General features: G+C 56.0%; 12 protein-coding genes and 1 riboswitch. Of the genes, 4 read left to right on the top strand and 8 right to left on the bottom strand.

What is annotated here, in order from left to right:
• Window positions 1–131 precede the first annotated feature (131 nt).
• The 5 genes from MKZ79_RS11350 to pgi all read right to left on the bottom strand — a co-directional run bounded on the left by MKZ79_RS11350 (window position 132) and on the right by pgi (window position 6,219).
• A complete protein-coding gene (locus MKZ79_RS11350; protein WP_336142238.1) occupies window positions 132–2,219 on the bottom strand; it encodes a YjbH domain-containing protein in 2,088 nt (695 codons plus the stop codon).
• Window positions 2,219–2,968 (bottom strand): capsule biosynthesis GfcC D2 domain-containing protein, encoded by a 750-nt coding sequence (locus MKZ79_RS11345; protein WP_336142236.1) that lies wholly within the window; start codon window positions 2,966–2,968, stop codon window positions 2,219–2,221. Before MKZ79_RS11345 ends, MKZ79_RS11350 begins: the two co-directional genes overlap by 1 nt.
• Entirely contained in the window at window positions 2,965–3,606 is a 642-nt protein-coding gene (locus tag MKZ79_RS11340; RefSeq protein ID WP_336142233.1) for a YjbF family lipoprotein, read from the bottom strand. Before MKZ79_RS11340 ends, MKZ79_RS11345 begins: the two co-directional genes overlap by 4 nt.
• 78 nt (window positions 3,607–3,684) lie before the next feature.
• The gene (yjbE, locus tag MKZ79_RS11335; RefSeq protein ID WP_336142230.1) at window positions 3,685–3,933 is read right to left on the bottom strand and encodes an exopolysaccharide production protein YjbE; all 249 of its coding nucleotides are present in this window, start codon (window positions 3,931–3,933) and stop codon (window positions 3,685–3,687) included.
• Window positions 3,934–4,569: 636 nt separating this feature from the next.
• On the bottom strand, window positions 4,570–6,219 hold the full coding sequence (gene pgi, locus MKZ79_RS11330) for a glucose-6-phosphate isomerase (RefSeq protein WP_336142227.1): 1,650 nt from the start codon (window positions 6,217–6,219) through the stop codon (window positions 4,570–4,572).
• 213 nt (window positions 6,220–6,432) lie between these two features.
• Here pgi and MKZ79_RS11325 point away from each other — a divergent pair, with 213 nt between their 5' ends.
• From MKZ79_RS11325 to panS, 4 genes are all read left to right on the top strand, one after another.
• On the top strand, window positions 6,433–8,235 hold the full coding sequence (locus MKZ79_RS11325; RefSeq protein WP_336142224.1) for a cation:proton antiporter: 1,803 nt from the start codon (window positions 6,433–6,435) through the stop codon (window positions 8,233–8,235).
• Window positions 8,236–8,287: 52 nt separating this feature from the next.
• Window positions 8,288–8,481: riboswitch (Lysine riboswitch) on the top strand.
• 95 nt (window positions 8,482–8,576) lie between these two features.
• Entirely contained in the window at window positions 8,577–9,929 is a 1,353-nt protein-coding gene (gene lysC, locus MKZ79_RS11320) for a lysine-sensitive aspartokinase 3 (protein WP_336142221.1), read from the top strand.
• A gap of 222 nt (window positions 9,930–10,151) precedes the next feature.
• Complete coding sequence (gene aqpZ, locus MKZ79_RS11315; RefSeq protein ID WP_336142218.1) at window positions 10,152–10,856, top strand: aquaporin Z; 705 nt, start codon at window positions 10,152–10,154, stop codon at window positions 10,854–10,856.
• 147 nt (window positions 10,857–11,003) lie between these two features.
• Window positions 11,004–11,918: a ketopantoate/pantoate/pantothenate transporter PanS gene (panS, locus tag MKZ79_RS11310; protein WP_336142215.1), complete on the top strand. Its 915-nt coding sequence runs from the start codon at window positions 11,004–11,006 to the stop codon at window positions 11,916–11,918.
• 29 nt (window positions 11,919–11,947) lie between these two features.
• Here the strand turns inward: panS and MKZ79_RS11305 are convergent, their stop codons facing one another.
• The 3 genes from MKZ79_RS11305 to metA form a co-directional block, all read right to left on the bottom strand.
• Complete coding sequence (locus tag MKZ79_RS11305; protein ID WP_336142213.1) at window positions 11,948–13,573, bottom strand: Na/Pi cotransporter family protein; 1,626 nt, start codon at window positions 13,571–13,573, stop codon at window positions 11,948–11,950.
• Window positions 13,574–13,769: 196 nt separating this feature from the next.
• Window positions 13,770–17,447, bottom strand: a complete 3,678-nt coding sequence (gene metH / locus MKZ79_RS11300; RefSeq protein WP_336142210.1) for a methionine synthase — start codon at window positions 17,445–17,447, stop codon at window positions 13,770–13,772.
• Between the two features lie 928 nt (window positions 17,448–18,375).
• Entirely contained in the window at window positions 18,376–19,305 is a 930-nt protein-coding gene (metA, locus tag MKZ79_RS11295; RefSeq protein ID WP_336142208.1) for a homoserine O-acetyltransferase MetA, read from the bottom strand.
• Window positions 19,306–19,806: the final 501 nt, after the last annotated feature.

Below are 19,806 nucleotides of genomic sequence, written 5' to 3'. Positions count from 1 at the left end.
CTATCCTCTGTAGGTTTTTGTCAGCTCATCCTGACCGCCACAATATGCGTTAGTGTGAGCTACTTCACAAGTTTCCACGGATGTAAAAAGGGGCGAATCCTGTTCGCCCCTTTCTTCTGTCGCTTAACGGTTTAGCGGAAGTTTTTATCCCGATCGGTCGTCATATCGTAGAGCTGATATTTGCGGCCCAGCATCTGACCGCCGTCGCGCGTCAGCGGCGTCCAGTTGACCTGCGCACGGCCACGCGTCGGCGTAGCGGTGAACAGATCCATAGGGATAGAGATATAGAAGCCTTTGGTGAAATCGCCTTCGCCATACTCTTCCGCCGAAACGTTGGTTTTAGTGGCATAAGCGCCGACTATCACACCGCTGTCGAACTGGCGGGAAACGTCCAGCGTCGCGCCCTTATCTTCCGCCAGATATTGCCCGACGCTCGCCTTCACCAGCACCTGGTGGTCAAAGAAAGCCGGACGCCAGTAGGCCGTGAGATTACCGACTTTCGCGTTATAGTCGGTGAACTGCATCATATTATCCCAGTCGCGCTGCTTGACGTAGTTGGCGTCAACGCCAAACGCCCAGTCAGAATCGAGCGGGCGATAGAGCAGCTCGCCGCCTACGCCGCCGTACATGGTTTCCAGGTAGCCGCCATAAACCTGACCGTAGAAGCCGTTGCCCAGATAGTGCATGTAGTTGGCCTGCAGGTTATTCACGTAAACGTTGTTTTCAACGTAGTCGCGAATATGCGTACGCACGCGTGGCAGCGAAGAGTCGGCTGGCGCGCCGTTATAGCTGAACTTGTCGTAGTTGTTCGCCAGGTTGCCAAATACGCTGCCATCCACCAGCAGATGATCCGTCAGCCAGTAGCTGGCGCTGGCCATCACGCCGACCTGATACAGGTAGAAGCTTTCCGGGCCGCCGACGGACTGGTTCAGCACCGGCGACAGGCTGTAGTTAAAGCGATCGGCGTCGATATAGTAGCCCTGCTCGGTATGGCCTGGCTCCACCGGGTTGACCCGTTTCTGATCCAGCATCTTCTCTTTGCCCAGCGGATAGCCTTCCAGCTGCTGGCGCAGGCTTTCCGTACTGGTTTCTGTAGTGACCTGCGGCATATTGTTGCGCGTTTCGGTCACGTTCAGCTTGTCGATATGCTGCGGCAGCGCATTCATCATAATCAGGTTGGCGCGATCGACGCCTTCCTGCGTATCACGATACTTGGTCTGCTGACCGGTGACATAGAGCGTGTCGCCCTTCACCTGAATTTTCGGCCCGGCCAGGCCGGCATTGTATTTCAGGTCGGTAAGCTGGTTGGCGACAACGGTCTGCTCCAGGAATTCGCCCTGCGGCTGCGGGTTATAAGCCGGTTTGGGCACATCGATCGAAGCGGTGTGCAGATCGTTGAAGTTGGTGCGCAGCGTAAAGCCCGCCATCAGCGTGTTGCCGCGCTCGTAGCTGACGTTGACGTCGGCCCAGTCGGTGATGCGGTAAATCGCGCCGACGTTGACCTTGCTCTTCTGCTCCAGACGGCCAGCGAAATCATCCTGATAGTCGTTGCCTTCATATTCGACCTTCAGGCGCAGCGGCTGCCACGGCGTCTGGTATTCAACGCCGCCAAAAATAGCGGCCGGCCCTTTAAACAGATCTTTATCGCTGACCGAACCGGCGGTGCCGTTAGTGTTTGAACGGTAGCAGTAGCTGCTGTCCGCCTGGCAGAACGGGTTCTTTACCGTGCCGCTGTTGCCGAGATAGCCAAAACCCAGCCCGAGCGTGAAATCAAAAGGGCCCCAGGCTTTGCTGGCAACCAGATATTCGCTGTCGAACAGGCCTGTACCGCCCAGGTCGCGCGCGCCGACGGAGACTTCCGGCAGCCAGTAGCCTTCCTGCCACAGTCGTGCTTTAAGATCGAAAGCTTTGTCCTTGTAGGACTGACTGCCGCTGAAGCTTTCTACGGCGCTGTAGCGGCGGGTTTTCACATCGGTATAGCGGATGGTGGCTTCCAGCCACGGGAAAAGCTGCACCGAGGAGGAGTAGAAATGGTACTGATCGTTATAGCGATAGTTGAGGCTGAATTCGCCATCCTTCGCCATACGCGCCGTCGGCACCTGCATCAAGCCTACGCCGCCAAAGTCAGACTGCGATGGCCCGATGGGATCCGCCGCCTGAGCCTGGCAAGCGCAGGCTACGGAAATCGCCAGCAGGCTGAGAAGATAATTTGTTTTCATCAGTCAGGGATCCGGTGCGTCAAAACAGAAATAATTTGCTGGTTAATATCCGGGCCGTCAGGCAGCGACCAGTTGGAAAAACCAACGTAAAGCGTGCTGCCTGCTTCAGGTTCAACGTCGCGGCGGTTCCAGTAAGCGACCGGAACCTGCTCTGTTTTGCCGGAAGGCGCGATAAGCGTTACGAAGTTGCGTTCGCCGCCTGCGAGGCGCTCGTGAGCGGCCAGGTAATCCGTTACGCTCCGACCCGGTGTCCAGGGCGTTTTGCCGCTGCCGCTTATCAGGCCAGCCACCGTCAGGCTGTCAGGTTTTCGCAGCGTATAGACGCTGTATTCGCCCTCCAGACGACGGTTCTCTTCGGGACGCAGACGCACCCAGTCCGGGTCGAGATTAACAATCTGTCGGCCCGTAACTTTAATCGCGGCAATTTGCTGATACAGGTTGTCGACCACCGCCGCTTTCTCGCCGTCATCGTCGGCTCGCAGCTCCGTGCTCCAGCCTTTCAGCCGCGCCAGCAGCTGCTGCTGTTGCTGTACTGCCGCCGCCGTTGCCAGTTTTTCGCTGATAACGGTGCCTGGCCACCAGGTGTTTGCCAGCGCGGGACTCGCTACCAGCTGCGCCAGATTCTGCGCATGGCTGACCACTGCCGTTTCGCTTCGATCGGCTGAGAAAACGGTGACGTCGCTGTCGGCGCGCACGTTCAGCGACACGCAGGCGGTAAGGCCTGCGAGGAAACAGGTTATTTTTTTCATGATTTCGCCGGCTTCAGGATGGTGGTTTCAACAGAGAAGTCGTTGCCGTCCAGCGTCTGCCGTGACTGACGGAGCTGGCCGGTAGTGGTGTCGATCCAAAAGATATTGCGCCAGCTTTTGCCAGCCGCGTTCACCTCTTCCTGCCAGACGCGACAGGCGACGCGGCGTCCGGCCAGATCGAGCACCTCATCCTGCAGACGGGTAAAACGCGATGTTGCCGTAGCGGCGTGGAAGCGGCCCGCCTCTGACCAGCTCAGCTGGCGCGCCCAGCTGGCGCCATCGGTCAGATGCAGCGGATCGGCCAGCGGATCCTGCTCCAGGTTGCTCACCTCGCGCAGATTGTCCGTCAGGCCCAGCGTTTTCACTACGCGGCCATGCTGTGTGACGACCATGGTGCGATCGCGGGTAATCCATTTTTGCTGGCCGTTTTCGTCAAAGCCCAGCACGACGAAAATGCGCTGGCCGCCGTTAACGCGCAGATACATGCTGGCATAAGGCAGGCTTTCCACCTGCTCTGTGGTGACGTCGACGTCATCCGGCCCGAGCAGAGCCAGTTTTACCGTCTCTCCCAGACCTTTTTGTGTTTGTGTGCAGCCCTGGGCAAGCAGGCATAAAAGCAGCAGTGATAGGTAGCGCACTGTGTAAGTCCCTGAATAAAGTCTGACAATGTCAAAAAATAACCACACAAGCGTGTGGTTATGATTAATTTACTGCGCTTAACGAGTGGTGCTGGTTGTGGTGGTGGTAGTGGTTCCGGTATTGGAACCGTTGCCGCCGCTGCTTGCTGCCAGCGCTACGCCAACCAACGCGCCAAGCGCGCCCACACCCACAGCCGTAGTCGTCCCGGCGGAAAGCGTTCCCGCTGAGGCGCCCGCTGCGGCACCGGCCTCTTCAGGCGCGGCGAACGCGACGGAAGCCGTTGCTAAATAAGCGACGGCTGCAGCAGCACATAAGACTTTTTTCATACAACATCCTTCATAAAATGAATGGATAACTCACCTGAAAAGGTTCAGGCCGGCTCATTATAAGGCAATAAATTACCGGAATTCAGGCGGGTAAAAACGGCCCTTCGCCGCCGCTTCGCTGTGGGAAACAAGAACATTTTCGGTAAAATAAGGCAACAGCTGCGTAATAAACTCGCAATATCGCTATTTATCGCTGCCATAACCCGGTAAGTTGGCACCATTCACTACCGATTGTGATTAAAGCGGGAAATAGAGGCGAGAAAAACAGCAAAAGGCGATATACGATTTAAATATACTATTTTTCAACCAGTTAAAACGGGAACAGGCGCTTCTGTCGACAGCAACCAGCAAAAATTTTTCAGACCATTCCTGAAGAAAATCAGACTATCGGCATGAAATTTAAGAATTTCCTTAGCCTGATTCATTACCTCTCAACAATAACTGGATGGTGAAAATGCCCTTTTTACTGGCTTTTCAGCCCGTTTAACAGGGAATGACCACGACCGAAGCGCTGTCAAACAGAGCCAGCACAAGATAAATATGGCCCTGAATAAGACCGGACGAAAAAAAAGGCCGGCGCGTTGGCCGACCTTTGCACTGCTATAGTTTTCGCTACGGACGAACAGAGCTTGTCGCTCAGCCGCGCCAGTTTTTATAACGATTGATCAGGCCATTGGTCGAACTGTCGTGACTTGCTACCTGCTCGCTGCCGGAAAGCTCAGGCAGGATACGGTTAGCCAGCTGTTTGCCCAGCTCCACGCCCCACTGGTCGAAGGTGAAGATGTTGAGGATCGCGCCCTGGGTGAAGATCTTGTGCTCATACAGCGCAATCAGCGCGCCCAGGCTGAACGGGTTGATTTCACGCAGCAGGATAGAGTTGGTCGGGCGATTGCCTTCAAACACTTTGAACGGCACGATATGTTCGACAGATTTCGCGTCTTTGCCCGCGTCGGCAAACTCTTTTTCCACCGTCTCGCGGGATTTGCCGAAGGCCAGCGCTTCGGTCTGCGCAAAGAAGTTGGAAAGCAGCTTGGCGTGATGATCGCCGAGCTGGTTATGGCTGACGGCCGGCGCGATAAAGTCGCACGGCACCAGCTTGGTGCCCTGATGGATCAGCTGGTAAAAAGCGTGCTGGCCGTTGGTGCCCGGCTCGCCCCAGATAATCGGGCCGGTTTCATAACTTACCGGGTTGCCGTTGCGATCGACATATTTGCCGTTCGACTCCATATTGCCCTGCTGGAAATAGGCGGCAAAACGGTGCATGTACTGGTCGTAAGGCAGAATAGCTTCGGTTTCGGCGCCGAAGAAATTGTTATACCAGATGCCGATCAGCGCCAGGATCACCGGCAGGTTCTGCTCTGCAGGCGTATTGGCGAAGTGCTGGTCCATCGCGTGCGCGCCGCTCAGCAGCTGCTCGAAGTTGTCGTAACCAATGGAGAGCACGATAGAGAGGCCAATCGCCGACCAGAGCGAGTAGCGGCCGCCGACCCAGTCCCAGAACTCGAACATATTGGCGGTGTCGATACCGAACTCGCCTACGGCTTTGGCGTTAGTGGAGAGCGCGGCGAAGTGTTTCGCTACGTGCTGCTCGTCGCCAGCCGTCTTCAGGAACCAGTCGCGCGCGCTATGGGCGTTGGTCATGGTTTCCTGAGTGGTAAAGGTTTTAGAAGCGACCAGGAACAGCGTGGTTTCCGGGCTGAGATCCTTTACCGTCTCGGCGATATGGGTGCCGTCGACGTTGGAAACGAAATGCATATTCAGGTGGTTTTTATAAGGGCGCAGCGCTTCGGTGACCATAAACGGCCCCAGATCGGAGCCGCCGATGCCGATATTGACCACGTCGGTAATCGCCTTGCCGGTATAGCCTTTCCACTCGCCGCTGATAATGCGTTCAGAGAAGGATTTCATCTTCTCCAGCACCGCGTTGACTTCCGGCATCACATCCTTGCCGTCCACCAGAATCGGCGTATTGCTGCGGTTGCGCAGGGCAACATGCAGCACGGCGCGATCTTCCGTACGGTTGATTTTTTCCCCGGAGAACATGGATTTGATGGCGTCCTGCAGCTCGGTTTCTTTCGCCAGAGCCTGCAGCTTATCGAGCGTTTCACTAGTGATGCGGTTTTTAGAGAAGTCCACCAGCATTTGATCGTCGAAGGTGGCGGAGAATTTGCTGAACCGGTCGCTCTCTTTCGCGAACAGATCGGCGATTTCTACGTCTTTCATCTCTGCAAAATGCTGCTGCAGCGCTTGCCAGGCAGCGGTTTGTGTCGGATTGATATTTTTCATAGCAACACACTCTTTTTATTTAAGAACCGTAAATCAGACCGGACGCCATGTTACCTGTTACGCGTTTTTCGCACGCCTTTCCCTGCAACAGGTGACGGCTATCAGAAGAGAAGTTTTCCTCTTTTTTGTCCGGGGCTATTTATAATTCAGGCGGCGGGGCGATACCCGATGCGTTTCAGTATGACTATTCTTGCCCTTTAAAGGAAAAATTTTATGGAGCTTTCTGCGCCACTTTTGTTGGTTATCATTGGATTAAGCTCGCTGGTGGCCCAGTGGCTGGCCTGGTTGCTGCGTCTGCCGGCCATTTTGCCGCTGCTTGTTTTCGGCATTATCCTGGGGCCGATCGGCCACGTTTTGCAGCCGGACGCGCTGTTCGGTTCCCTGCTGTTTCCGCTGGTTTCCCTGTCGGTAGCGATTATTCTGTTCGAGGGTGCGCTGACGCTGCGCTTTGACGAGATCCGCGGCCTGGGCAAAGTGGTACGCAATCTGGTCACTGTCGGCATGCTGGCCACCTTTCTTATTATCAGCGTCGCCTGCTGGCTGCTGCTTGATTTCCCGCCCGAACTGGCGGCGCTGGTCGGCGCGGTAACGGTGGTCACTGGCCCGACGGTGATCGCGCCGCTGATGCGCGTGGTGCGCCCTAACAAAGCGATAAATCAGATCCTGCGCTGGGAAGGCATTGTCATCGATCCGGTCGGCGCTATTTTCACGCTGCTGGTGTTCGAGTTTATTGTGCTACAGCAAAAAGCGGAGTCGCTGACGCATCTTTTCTGGACATTCGGCCTGACCGTGGTGGTCGGCAGTATCGGCGGCGCGCTGTTCGGCTGGCTGATGGGCATCGCGCTGAAACGCGTCTGGCTACCCGGCTATCTGCAAAACTTCGCGGTGCTGGCCGTTACGCTCACCGCTTTCGGCGCGTCGAACGCCATTGCCGACGAATCAGGGCTGCTGACCGTGACCGTCATGGGCATCTGGCTGGCCAATATGCGCGATGTGGATTTAAGCGAAATTATCGCCTTTAAAGAAGAGCTGTCGGCGCTGCTGATCTCCGCGCTGTTTATCATTCTGGCCGCCAGGCTTGACCTCGGCGCGCTGCTGGCGATGGGCTGGCCGCTGGTCGGGCTGCTGCTGGTAGTGCAGTTTATCGCCCGACCGCTCTGTATCGCGCTCTCAACCTGGGGATCGAAGCTCTCCTGGCGCGACAGGCTGCTGCTGAGCTGGATTTCGCCGCGCGGTATCGTCGCGGCGGCGGTCAGCTCGCTGTTCGCGCTGACGCTGGAAAAAACCGGCTATGAAGGCGCCAGCAAGCTGGTCACGGTGGTTTTTGCCGTGATTATCGGCACCGTGGTGCTGCAGAGTTTGACCAGCTCGCTGTTGGCCCGAGTGCTGCGCGTGCAGCAGCGCGAGCCGCGCGGCGTTTTGATTATCGGCGCCAATAGCGTCGCCCGCGCTCTGGCCGCCGCACTGCAAAAGCTGGATCTGCCGGTACAGGTCACCGACAGCAGCTGGGAATATTACCGGCTGGCCCGTATGGAAGGCATTCCCGCCTATTACGGCAACGCCTGGTCAGATCACGCCGAAAACTTTCTCGATCTCAGCGAAACCGCTCAGGTACTTGCCCTTTCGCCTAATCGTCATCAAAATGCGCTGGCCGTTTACCATTTCAGCCATATTTTCGGTAACAACAAGGTGGCGGCCATCCGTTCGGGCGCGGCGCTGAAAGGTCGTCGCGACAGCGAAAGCCCGCGCTTCCGTCGCCATGAAGTGCTGTTCAGCCAGGAGCATACCTACGCCAGGCTCAGCAGCCTGCTGGCGAAAGGCGGCGTGATTAAGGCGACCAGCCTGAGCGAGAATTTTGGCTGGCAGGATTATCAGGAAAAGAACCAGGAAGCGCTGCCGCTTTTTGTCCAGGACGCGCAGGGCAAGCTGAAAATGTATGACGGCCAGCCGCCCGCGCTGCCGTGTACGGTTATCGCGCTGGTGCAAAATGAAGAATCGTCAAATACCGGGGATTGACAGCGAGGCAATAACCCGGTAAATCTGGGCGGCTAGCTGCGCATCTGATGCGCAGGCCAGAAGAGGCGCGTCGCCCAGGCAGTGTGTTGGAGGAACCGAATCCAGAGATAACACATCAGGGGGAGCGACGCCGAGGTACAAACCATGCGGTATGGCGCGTATCGGCTACAGGGGCTGAATCCTCTGGGTTGTCACCACAAGCGTCCGTAAGGCGGGCGATTTGCAAGGTGGAGCGCTTCTGGGTGACTCGTAGTAATCCCCTTTTCTACGTCTGCCCCGTTTCTGCTCTTCCCTTGTGCCAAGGCTGATAGATTTTAACCTGACACGAGGTATGTCAAGACATGTCCCAATCATTGATCGTGGCGAAGTTCGGCGGCACCAGCGTTGCCGATTACGCCGCCATGAACCGCAGCGCCGACGTGGTGCTGGCCGATCCGAATGTGCGCGTGGTGGTGCTCTCCGCCTCTGCGGGCGTCACCAATCTGCTGGTTTCGCTGGCGGAAGGCCAGGAGCAGGAGCAGCGTGCTTACCAGCTGGATGAAATCCGCCGCATTCAGTACGCCATTGTTGACCAGCTGCCGCATTCAGAAGTGATTCGCGACGAGATCGATCGCGTGCTGGAAAACATCACCATGCTTTCCGAAGCCGCCGCGCTGGCGACCTCCACCGCGCTGACCGACGAACTGGTCAGCCACGGCGAGCTGATGTCCAGCCTGCTGTTTGTGGAGATCCTGCGCCAGCGCGAAGTCGCCGCCGAGTGGTTCGACGTGCGTAAGGTTATGCGCACCAACGACCGCTTCGGTCGGGCGGAACCGGACGTGGCGCTGCTGGCGGAGCTGACTCAGGCGCAGCTGGCGCCGCGCCTGAGCGAAGCGCTGATCGTGACCCAGGGCTTTATCGGCAGCGAGGCCAAAGGCCGCACCACCACGCTGGGACGCGGCGGCAGCGACTACACTGCCGCACTGCTGGGCGAAGCGCTGCACGCGAGCCGTATCGACATCTGGACAGACGTGCCGGGCATCTACACCACCGATCCGCGCGTGGTGCCGACGGCTAAACGTATCGATGAGATTACCTTTGGCGAAGCGGCGGAGATGGCGACCTTTGGCGCCAAAGTGCTGCATCCGGCCACGCTGCTGCCTGCCGTGCGCAGCGATATTCCGGTTTTCGTCGGCTCCAGCAAGGATCCGTCTGCCGGCGGCACGCGCGTCTGCAACGAAACGCAAAACCCGCCGCTGTTCCGCGCGCTGGCTCTGCGCCGTAAACAGACGCTGCTGACGCTGCACAGCCTGAATATGCTGCACGCGCGCGGTTTCCTGGTAGAAGTCTTTACCATTCTGGCTCGCCACAATATCTCGGTCGATCTGATTACCACCTCGGAAGTCAGCGTCGCGCTGACGCTGGATACCACTGGTTCCACCTCCAGCATCGATGGCCTGCTGACCCAGGCGCTGCTGACCGAGCTCTCTTCCCTGTGTCGCGTGGAAGTCGAAGAGAATCTGGCGCTGGTGGCGTTAATCGGCAACCAGCTCTCCAAAGCCTGTGGCGTCGGCAAAGAAGTGTTCGGCGTGCTGGAGCCGTTCAACCTGCGCCTGATCTGTTATGGCGCGAGCAGCTACAACCTCTGCTTCCTGGTGCCGGGCAACGACGCCGAACAGGTAGTACAGGCGCTGCATAAAAATCTGTTCGAGTAGCGCAGACTGCGCGTTGCCGATTCTCTCAAACCGGGCCGTTGCCCGGTTTTTTACTTTTCCGGCTTTTTCCTTGCGCGCCTTTACCTTACCTTGCCCAATCAATTGATCTAACGCAAAACATCTGCGGATAAACCAGCCAAACCCCGCCTTAACCCCGTATTCTCCGCTCCGTTGATTTTCCGGTTGGATAAGCCAGGGATAATCGTGGCGTTAAATCAAATAATGGAGCAAGTCATGCGTAGGTTAGTAGCTGAAGCGCTGGGAACCTTTGTATTGGTTCTCGGCGGTTGCGGCAGCGCGGTGTTGGCTGCGGCTTTCCCCGAGCTGGGCATAGGTTTTGTCGGCGTATCGCTGGCATTCGGTTTGACCGTATTGACCATGGCCTATGCCGTGGGTCATATCTCGGGCGGCCATTTTAATCCGGCGGTGACGCTGGGTCTGTGGGCAGGCGGTCGCTTCCCCGCTTCGCAAATCTTCGCCTATCTGGTGGCGCAGGTTGTGGGCAGCGTACTGGCGGCTGGCGTGCTCTATCTGATCGCCAGCGGCAAAGCGTCCTTCGACGCGGCAGCCAGCGGTTTCGCCGCCAACGGCTATGGCGAGCATTCGCCTGGCGGCTTCTCGCTGTTCTCCGGCATGATGACGGAAGTCGTGCTGACCGCCGTTTTCCTGATCGTGATTCATGGCGCGACGGATAAACGCGCGCCGAAAGGGTTCGCGCCCATCGCTATTGGCCTGGCGCTGACCCTGATTCATCTGATCAGCATTCCGGTTACCAATACCTCAGTCAATCCGGCACGCAGCACCGCCGTGGCTATCTTCCAGGGCGGCTGGGCGCTGGATCAGCTGTGGATGTTCTGGGCGATGCCGATCGTCGGCGCCCTCGTCGGCGGTCTGATCTACCGTGTTCTGCTGGAGGAAAAAGCGTAACGCTGCCCGGCGGGCTACCACCAGCCCGCCGTTTTCCTCTCTTTTGCCGCGCTTCTTTTCCCGCTCGCTAATGCTATGATTCGAAGCCCGCTTTTCCCCCGTTCCGGGAAAACGGCTCATCAAAACACAACAAAAGGAAGTCCGGCTATGCTCGCCACCGTTACCCGACTGTTCCCATTATGGGCAGTTTTGCTTTCCCTCGCCGCTTATTACACGCCAACCACTTTTCTGGGGATTGGCCCCTGGGTGACTTATCTGCTGATGCTGATTATGTTCGGTATGGGCGTCACGCTGAATATTAATGATTTTAAGCGCGTGCTGACCCGTCCCGCGCCGGTGATTGCCGGCACCTTTCTGCACTATCTGGTGATGCCGCTTGCTGCCTGGGCGCTGGCGAAACTCTTTAAGATGCCGCCGGACTTAGCGGCTGGCATGATTTTAGTCGGCAGCGTCGCCAGCGGTACGGCCTCCAACGTGATGATTTATCTGGCTAAAGGTGATGTGGCGCTGTCAGTAACCATCTCTTCCGTTTCCGCGCTGGTGGGCGTCTTTGCCACGCCGCTGCTTACCAAACTCTATGTGGATACGCATATTCAGGTGGATGTTGTCGGGATGCTGCTGAGCATTGTGAAAATCGTCGTGGTGCCGATTAGCATCGGCCTGATTGTCCACCATACGATGCATGGCGTGGTGCGGCGCGTAGAGCCTTATCTGCCCGCTTTTTCTATGGTCTGCATTCTGTTGATTATCAGCGCCGTGGTAGCCGGCAGCCAGGGCTTTATCGGCTCGGTCGGTTTGGTCACCATAGTGGCGGTGATACTGCACAACGCTATTGGCCTGCTGGGCGGCTACTGGGGCGGCAAGGCCTTTGGCTTCGATGAGTCCACCTGCCGCACGCTGGCGCTGGAAGTCGGGATGCAAAACTCCGGGCTGGCGGCGACGCTGGGCAAGCTTTACTTCTCGCCGCTGGCCGCGCTGCCGGGCGCGCTGTTTTCCGTCTGGCATAATCTTTCAGGTTCGCTGCTGGCAGGCTACTGGTCCGGCAAACCCATCAAAAAATAGCCTTATCGCCTCCGCTCACTGCGGAGGCGTTACTCTTCATCCCGATCGTCGTCAGGCTGTTCCAGCACGCTGTAGGCTATCGCGCAGAACAGCGAGTTAAGCCGGTTCATATCGCCCAGCAGGCCCAGATGCAGCGAGCTGGTTTCTATACTCAGCACGTTTTGTTGATGCAGCCGGTCGACATGTTTGTGGGAATAGCGGCGATTCATAATGCGAAAACGATGCTTGGCGCGCCGTAGCCGTTTGGCGCTGGTGATGTCCCGAGATAAAAAGACCGAGAGGCTCAGACGCAGGTTGGTGGTGATTTGCTCAAGCAGCGTATCCAGCTCTGCCACGCCTTCCGCGGAAAACGCTCGTCGTGCGGTCAGCGACTTATCCGCCACGTCGCCGCTCATGCGTTCCAGCACATCGCCCGCCATTTCCAGGTTCAGCGCCATTTCAATGATCTCCGCCCAGCGGCGCGAGTCTTCTTCCGGCAAATCCTCTTTCGGCATCTGCGCCAGATAGAGCTTGATGGCGGTATAGAGCACGTCCACATCATCGTCCAGCCGCCGAACTTCACGCTCTTCGCGCAGTTCACCGTGCACCACCTTGCTGAAGCTGGTCAGCATTTGCTCCAGCACATCGCCTATCCGCAGCGTCTCTCTTGAGGCATTCGCCAGCGCCAGTGCGGGCGTATCCAGCGCGCTGCCGTCCAGATGTTTCGGCTTCAGCCGCAGATCGGTTTCCGGCTCTTCCCGAATGAGACGCCGGCATAAGCTTGCCATCAGGTCAGTAAAAGGCACCATGATCAGGCAACGGGTCAGGTTGTAGAAAACATGGAAGAAGATCACCAGCTCTTCGTCGTTAACCGGCAGCTTTTGCAACCACTCCGCCAACAGATCGATAAAAGGTAATACGATCAGCGAGCCGATAAATTTAAACAGCAGACTGCCTAACGCCACCTGTTTGCCGGCCGCGTTAGAGCCGCTGTTATTGAGCATCGCCAGCAGGCCGCTACCCAGGTTGGCGCCAATCACCAGACAGAGCGCGACCTTAAAGGAGATAACGCCGGTTGCGGTAAGCGTGGCGGTAATCAGCACCGCCGCCAGGCTGGAGTAGCTGATAATGGCGAAGACCGCGCCGATCAGCGCATCCAGCATCACATCGCCGGTCAGGGAAGAGAAGATCACTTTGACGCCTGCCGCCTGAGTGATTGGCGTTGCTGCCGCCACAATCAGCTGCAGCGCCAGCAGGATAAGGCCCAGCCCGATGCTGGCGCGACCAAGCTGACCAGCGCGCGTCTGCTTACGTCCCAGGAAGAAGACCACGCCGAAAAAGATAAACAGCGGCGACAGCCAGGAAAGGTCGAAGGTCAGGATACGCGCCATCAGCGCGGTGCCGACATCGGCGCCCAGAATAATCACCAGCGCCGGCGTCAGCGACACCAGCCCTTGTGCTACAAACGAAGTGACCAACAGCGTGGTGGCGTTACTGCTTTGCACCAGCGCGGTGACGCCAATACCCGCCACAAAGGCCATCGGTTTTTTCGTCATGCTGCGGCTGAGCACGCGACGCAAATCCGCGCCATAAACTCGCATAATGCCGGTCCGAACAATATGGGTTCCCCATACCAGCAGCGCCACGGCGGAAAGAAGATTAAGCAGGGTCAGCACCGATATCAACCTCACGGCTTCGCAATATCAATCGTTAGCGTTAAGTTTAGTCGCTTTGCCGAAAAAGCTTTTTTATCAGCGTGATATTATTGGAAAAGGTGGGAAATCGCGTACGCGGGCCACAGCCTCCCTGTCGACGATGGAAAGCGGCGGGAAAAGAACAGGGGCAGGATTTTTCGCCTGCCCGGCGTACCCGCTACTCCGCGTCATAGCCCAGGTTTGGGGCCAGCCAGCGCTCGACCTCGCTCACCGTCATTCCTTTGCGTCGCGCGTAATCTTCAATTTGATCGCGCTGCAGCTGGGCTACCGCGAAATACTTGCTTTGCGGATGGCTGAAGTACCAGCCGGAAACCGATGCGCCCGGCCACATGGCGAAGGAGTCGGTCAGCTTCATGCCGGTATGTTTCTCTACTTCCAGTAGCCGCCAGATTGTGGCTTTCTCGGTATGTTCCGGGCAGGCCGGATAGCCAGGCGCAGGACGAATGCCCTGATAGTTTTCGCGAATCAGCTCTTCATTGCTCAGATTTTCCGTGGGCGAGAAACCCCAGATAACTTTGCGTACGCGCTCGTGCAGGTACTCCGCGAACGCTTCCGCGAGGCGATCCGCCAGCGCTTTCACCATGATTTTGTTGTAGTCGTCATGGGCCATATCAAAAGCCTGCGCCAGCGAATCCTCTTCCAGTCCGCCAGTGACGGCGAAAGCACCCAGATAGTCCGCTTTGTGGCTGGTGGCTGGAGCGATAAAATCAGCCAGGCAGTAGTTGGCGAACTCCGCCTTCTCTGTCTGCTGACGTAAGTGATGACTTACTTGCAGGATTTCGCGACGCGATTCGTCACGGTAGATATGAATATCGTCGCCGACGCGGTTGGCCGGGAAAATGCCTGCCACGCCTCGCGGAGTAAGCGCCTGCTTCGCGCTCAGCTCGTCCAGCATCGCATTGGCATCGGCGAAAAGCCGCTTCGCCTCTTCTCCGACTACCTCATCCTGCAGAATGCGCGGATATTTTCCCGCCAGCGACCAGGTCATAAAGAAGGGCGTCCAGTCGATATAGTGACGCAGCGTTGCAATGTTAGCACTTACTTCGCTGATGCCCAGGCGGTGCGGTACGGGCGGCGTATAGGCTTCCCAATCCAGCGCCAGCGCATTAGCTCTTGCCACCTCGAGCGAGACCGGCGGCGTGCGCGGTTTTTTACGCGCGTGCTGGATACGCACCGTTTCATACTCTTTACGCGTGCGGACGACAAAGTCATCGCGCTGCGTGGCGGAAAGCAGCGCCGACACCACGCCGACCGTGCGTGAGGCGTTTTGCACATAGACCGTCGGGCCGCTGTAGTTCTGCTCGATTTTCACCGCCGTATGCGCTTTGGAAGTGGTCGCGCCGCCAATTAGCAGCGGCAGCGTGAAGCCCTGCCGTTCCATCTCTTTCGCCACGTTGACCATTTCATCCAGCGACGGCGTAATCAGTCCCGAAAGCCCGATAATATCGGCATTCTGCTCTCTGGCGGTTTTCAATATTTTGTCGCCAGGCACCATTACGCCGAGATCGATAATCTCGTAGTTGTTGCACTGCAGCACGACGCCGACAATGTTTTTGCCGATATCGTGCACGTCGCCTTTTACCGTCGCCAGCACGATTTTGCCGTTGCTGCTGCCCTTCTCTTTACTCGCCTCAATATAAGGTTCCAGATAGGCTACCGCCTGCTTCATCACGCGCGCGGATTTCACCACCTGCGGCAGGAACATTTTGCCTTCGCCAAACAGGTCGCCGACCACGTTCATGCCCGCCATCAGTGGCCCTTCAATCACCTCAATCGGTCGGTTGGCGTTTTGCCGGGCGGCTTCGGTATCTTCCTCAATAAATTCGGTGATGCCTTTGACCAGCGAGTATTCCAGCCGCTTTTCCACTTCCCAGCTGCGCCATTCCGCCTGCGGTCTGTTTTCGTCATCCGCCTTGCTGCCGCGATATTTTTCCGCCAGCGCCAGCAGCCGTTCGGTGCCGTCTTCGCGGCGATTAAGCACCACGTCCTCTACCGCGTCACGCAGTTCGGGCGCGAGATCGTCATAGATTGCCAGCTGGCCCGCATTGACGATCCCCATATCCATACCGTTACGGATAGCGTAATAAAGGAATACGGCGTGAATGGCTTCACGTACAGGATCGTTGCCGCGAAACGAGAAGGAAACGTTGGAGACGCCACCCGAAATCATGGCATGTGGCAGCTCGCGCTTGATGTCTTCGCAGGCGCCGATAAAGTCCATCGCATAGTTGTTGTGCTCCTCGATGCCGGTAGCGATGGCGAAAATATTCGGGTCAAAGATGATATCTTCCGGCGGGAAACCGACCTCTTCGATCAGGATTTTATAAGCGCGTCGGCAGATGTCGATTTTGCGTTCGCGCGTGTCCGCCTGTCCCGCTTCGTCGAAAGCCATCACCACCATCGCCGCGCCATAGCGCCGAACAAGACGCGCGTGATGCATAAAGGTTTCGATGCCCTCCTTCATCGAGACAGAGTTGACGATGCCTTTGCCCTGAATACACTGCAGGCCTTTTTCAATCACCTCCCATTTGGAGGAGTCGATCATCACTGGCACGCGGGCGATATCCGGCTCGCCAGCAATCAGATTAAGGAAGCGCACCATCGCCGCTTCAGCGTCCAGCATTCCTTCATCCATATTGATGTCGATGATCTGCGCGCCGCTCTGCACCTGTTGCAGCGCCACTTCCAGCGCCTCACTATACTTTTCTTCCTTAATCAGCCGCTTGAACTTAGCCGAGCCGGTAACGTTGGTGCGTTCGCCCACGTTAACAAATAGCGTTTCCGGGCTGATATTCAGCGGTTCAAGCCCGGCAAGGCGACAGGCCGCAGGCAGCGTTGGCCGCTGACGAGGCGCGATGCCTTCTACCGCTGCGGCCATTGCGGCGATATGTTCCGGCGTGGTGCCGCAGCAGCCACCGACGATATTCAGAAAGCCCGCCTGCGCCCATTCGCCAATCTGCTCCGCCATTATCCGCGCGTCGAGCTCGTATTCACCAAAGGCGTTGGGCAAGCCCGCGTTGGGATGAGCAGTGACATAGCTTTCGGCAATCCGCGACAGTTCAGCCACATACTGACGCAGCTCGTCCGGCCCCAGCGCGCAGTTCAGACCGAACGACAAAGGCTGCGCGTGACGTAGCGAATTGTAGAAAGCTTCTGTGGTCTGCCCGGAAAGCGTGCGACCGGAAGCATCGGTAATGGTGCCGGAGATCATCAGCGGCAGCGTGGCGCCTTGCGCTTCGAACTCGCTCTGCACGGCGAAAATAGCGGCTTTCGCATTTAGCGTGTCGAAAACGGTTTCAATCATGATGATATCAGCGCCGCCAGCCATCAAGGCTCGCGTGGACTCACGATAGGCTGCTACCAGCTGATTAAAAGTAACGTTACGAAAAGCGGGATCGTTGACGTCCGGCGAAATGGAACAGGTACGGTTAGTCGGCCCCAGGACTCCGGCCACATAGCGCGGCTTTTCTGGCGTACGCGCCGTCCATTCATCGGCGCACTCGCGGGCCAGCCTGGCCGCCGCAAAGTTGATTTCCGCCGACAGCGATGCCATATGGTAATCGGCCATCGCTATAGAGGTGGCGTTAAAGGTGTTGGTTTCCAGAATATCCGCGCCTGCGGCAAGGTAAGCGCGATGAATTTCGCCAATGACATCAGGACGCGTTAGCACCAGCAGATCGTTATTGCCTTTGAGATCGCTCTGCCAGTCGGCAAAGCGTTCACCGCGAAAATCCTCTTCGCTCAGGCGATAACTCTGAATCATCGTGCCCATACCGCCATCCAGCACCATAATGCGTTTTGCCAGCTGCTGATGCAGCGCTTCTGTTCTGTTCACTTTCGCCTCTTGCCTGCTCTGCGACACGCTGCCAGTCAGTCATACTGGCATAACTTTTCAGCACGTAAAAGCAGATGCCCCTGCTCGATGTCAACCCCATATAAGACATGGGCGTAATATTTTATATATTGTGATTAATATCACTTCTGAGAAATTTTAATGGGATTAATTTAGCAACCTCAGGAGGTGCCTGATGAAAATTTTTCCACAGAAGCCAAAAGGAATAGTGTTAAAACATAAAAACAGGAAAATATATTTTTTCCTTGAAATTATCGTCATATTATCCTGTGCTTTATTAGGGTATTTTTTATCATTTTTTGATATTTCCAGAGAGTTTTCTTTAGAACTAATAATCCTTATTACGCCATTAACTATTATTTTTATGGAGTACCTGTATAGAAAATTAATTTAATATTTTTACATCAAGGAATAGAAAATTAAAGTTTTATCTCGCAAAGAAACTAAAACGGTCGCTGGCGGAAATGCAAACTCTAACTATGAAGGTGGATGCGTATCAAAAGCTGCAAAAAATGCAGTACGTGGAGGTATGGCTGGCGGCATAGCAGGTGGTATAACTGGAGGATTAATGGGGCTACCCGCTGGCCCTGAGGGTATAATAGCAGGCGCAGCATTAGGCTATGTCAGGGGAGCAGCAGTGGAAGGTGTAAAATCTTACGTTAGCTGTTCATCCGGAAACGGCGGTGGCGGTGGTAGCGGTAGTAATTCATGTTCTTCAGGTTCAGGACAATGTAGCTGGTAGGATTTTATAATGCTTCTATTAATTCCCATACTACATCATTAAAAATAAAGCTCTTTTTACTTATAAAACCGTATCGGCGATAGAGTTACTGCTGACCATGAAAAAAAATTTATTTTTTTCATATCTACTTCTGACTAAAAGGCCAATATTTCTATTGGCCTTTTGCCTTTATTCCAGCGTTGGATTCATATGGCGCAGATCGAATGGTGTTATCTGATAGACATAGTAGTTCAACCAGTTGGAAAACAGTAGGTTGCCGTGGCTGCGCCAGCTGGCACGAGGCGGCAGCTCCGGATTATCCTGTGGGAAGTAGTTAAAAGGGACTTCCGGATTTAAACCCGCCTCATAATCACGATGATACTCGCCGGACAGCGTCAGCGCATCGTATTCAGGATGGCCGGTAACGAAAGCCAGACGTTTATCTTTGCTGGCGAAGAGATAAGCGCCCGTCTCTTCCGATTCCGCAAAAATCTCCAGATCCGTATAGTCGCGCAGCAGATGCGTCGGGAAATCCGCGTAACGTGAATGCGGTGCCAGAAAAGTATCATCGAATCCGCGTGTCAGTAGCGCATGCGGATGCAGGATCTTATGTTCATAAACGCCTGACAGCTTCTTTTCACGCGTCTGTTTAGGAATGCCATACAGAATATTCAGCGCGGCCTGAACCGCCCAGCAGACAAACAGTGTCGACGTCACGTGTTCCTTTGCCCAATGCAGTACGCGCTGGATCTGCGGCCAGTAAGCCACATCGTTGAAATCAACCAGGCCCAGCGGCGCGCCGGTGACGATCAGACCATCGTAGTTTTTATCCTGAATATCTTCAAAGTTACAGTAGAAATTGTTCAGGTGCTCCATCGGCGTATTGCGCGACTCGCGGCTATCGATACGCAGCAGCTGTATATCAATCTGTAGCGGCGAGTTGGAAAGCAGCCGTAAGAACTGGTTTTCCGTTTCAATCTTTTTGGGCATCAGATTCAAAACCAGCACTTTCAACGGGCGGATTTCCTGAGTGCTGGCCCGCGATGAGGTCATCACAAAAACATTTTCATTACGCAGAAAATTCACGGCTGGTAATTCATCGGGTACCCTAATCGGCATTGCCTGCTTCCTCAACTAACCATTTATACGTTTAGACATCCAGACAGCCAAAGATAGCGACTCTAGAAGGAAAAGTCGAGCACTCATCGCCTTGTTGAAAATGTTTCATCACCGTTAAAAGATCGATCATCGCACTTCACAGGCGAGGAGATTCGATTGGGTTGGGTTGGGTCGGGTTGGGTTGCGTTGGGTTGGAACATCCAGGACAGGCACCGGGTCGTCCGATTAGCTAAGAACTTTAGTTATTAAAAGCGGTTTTTGGGGTTACATATGCTTTCCACTCCCCAAAACGCAAAAAACCCCGACCGTAAGGTCGGGGTTATCGCAATTTGATGCCTGGCAGTTCCCTGGGCTCGCACGGGGAGGTTTTACCCCGCGACCACAACGGAAAAAGGCCCCGCGCATGCGCACGGGGCCTTTCCTTATTTGATGCCTGGCAGTTCCCTACTCTCGCATGGGGAGGCCCCACACTACCATCGGCGCTACGGCGTTTCACTTCTG

The sequence above is a fragment of the Erwinia sp. CGal63 genome (assembly GCF_037026505.1).
In the GTDB taxonomy this organism is placed as follows: domain Bacteria; phylum Pseudomonadota; class Gammaproteobacteria; order Enterobacterales; family Enterobacteriaceae; genus Erwinia.
The sequence above is the reverse complement of the archived record's forward strand: the minus strand, read 5'-3'. Positions and strand labels throughout refer to the sequence as shown.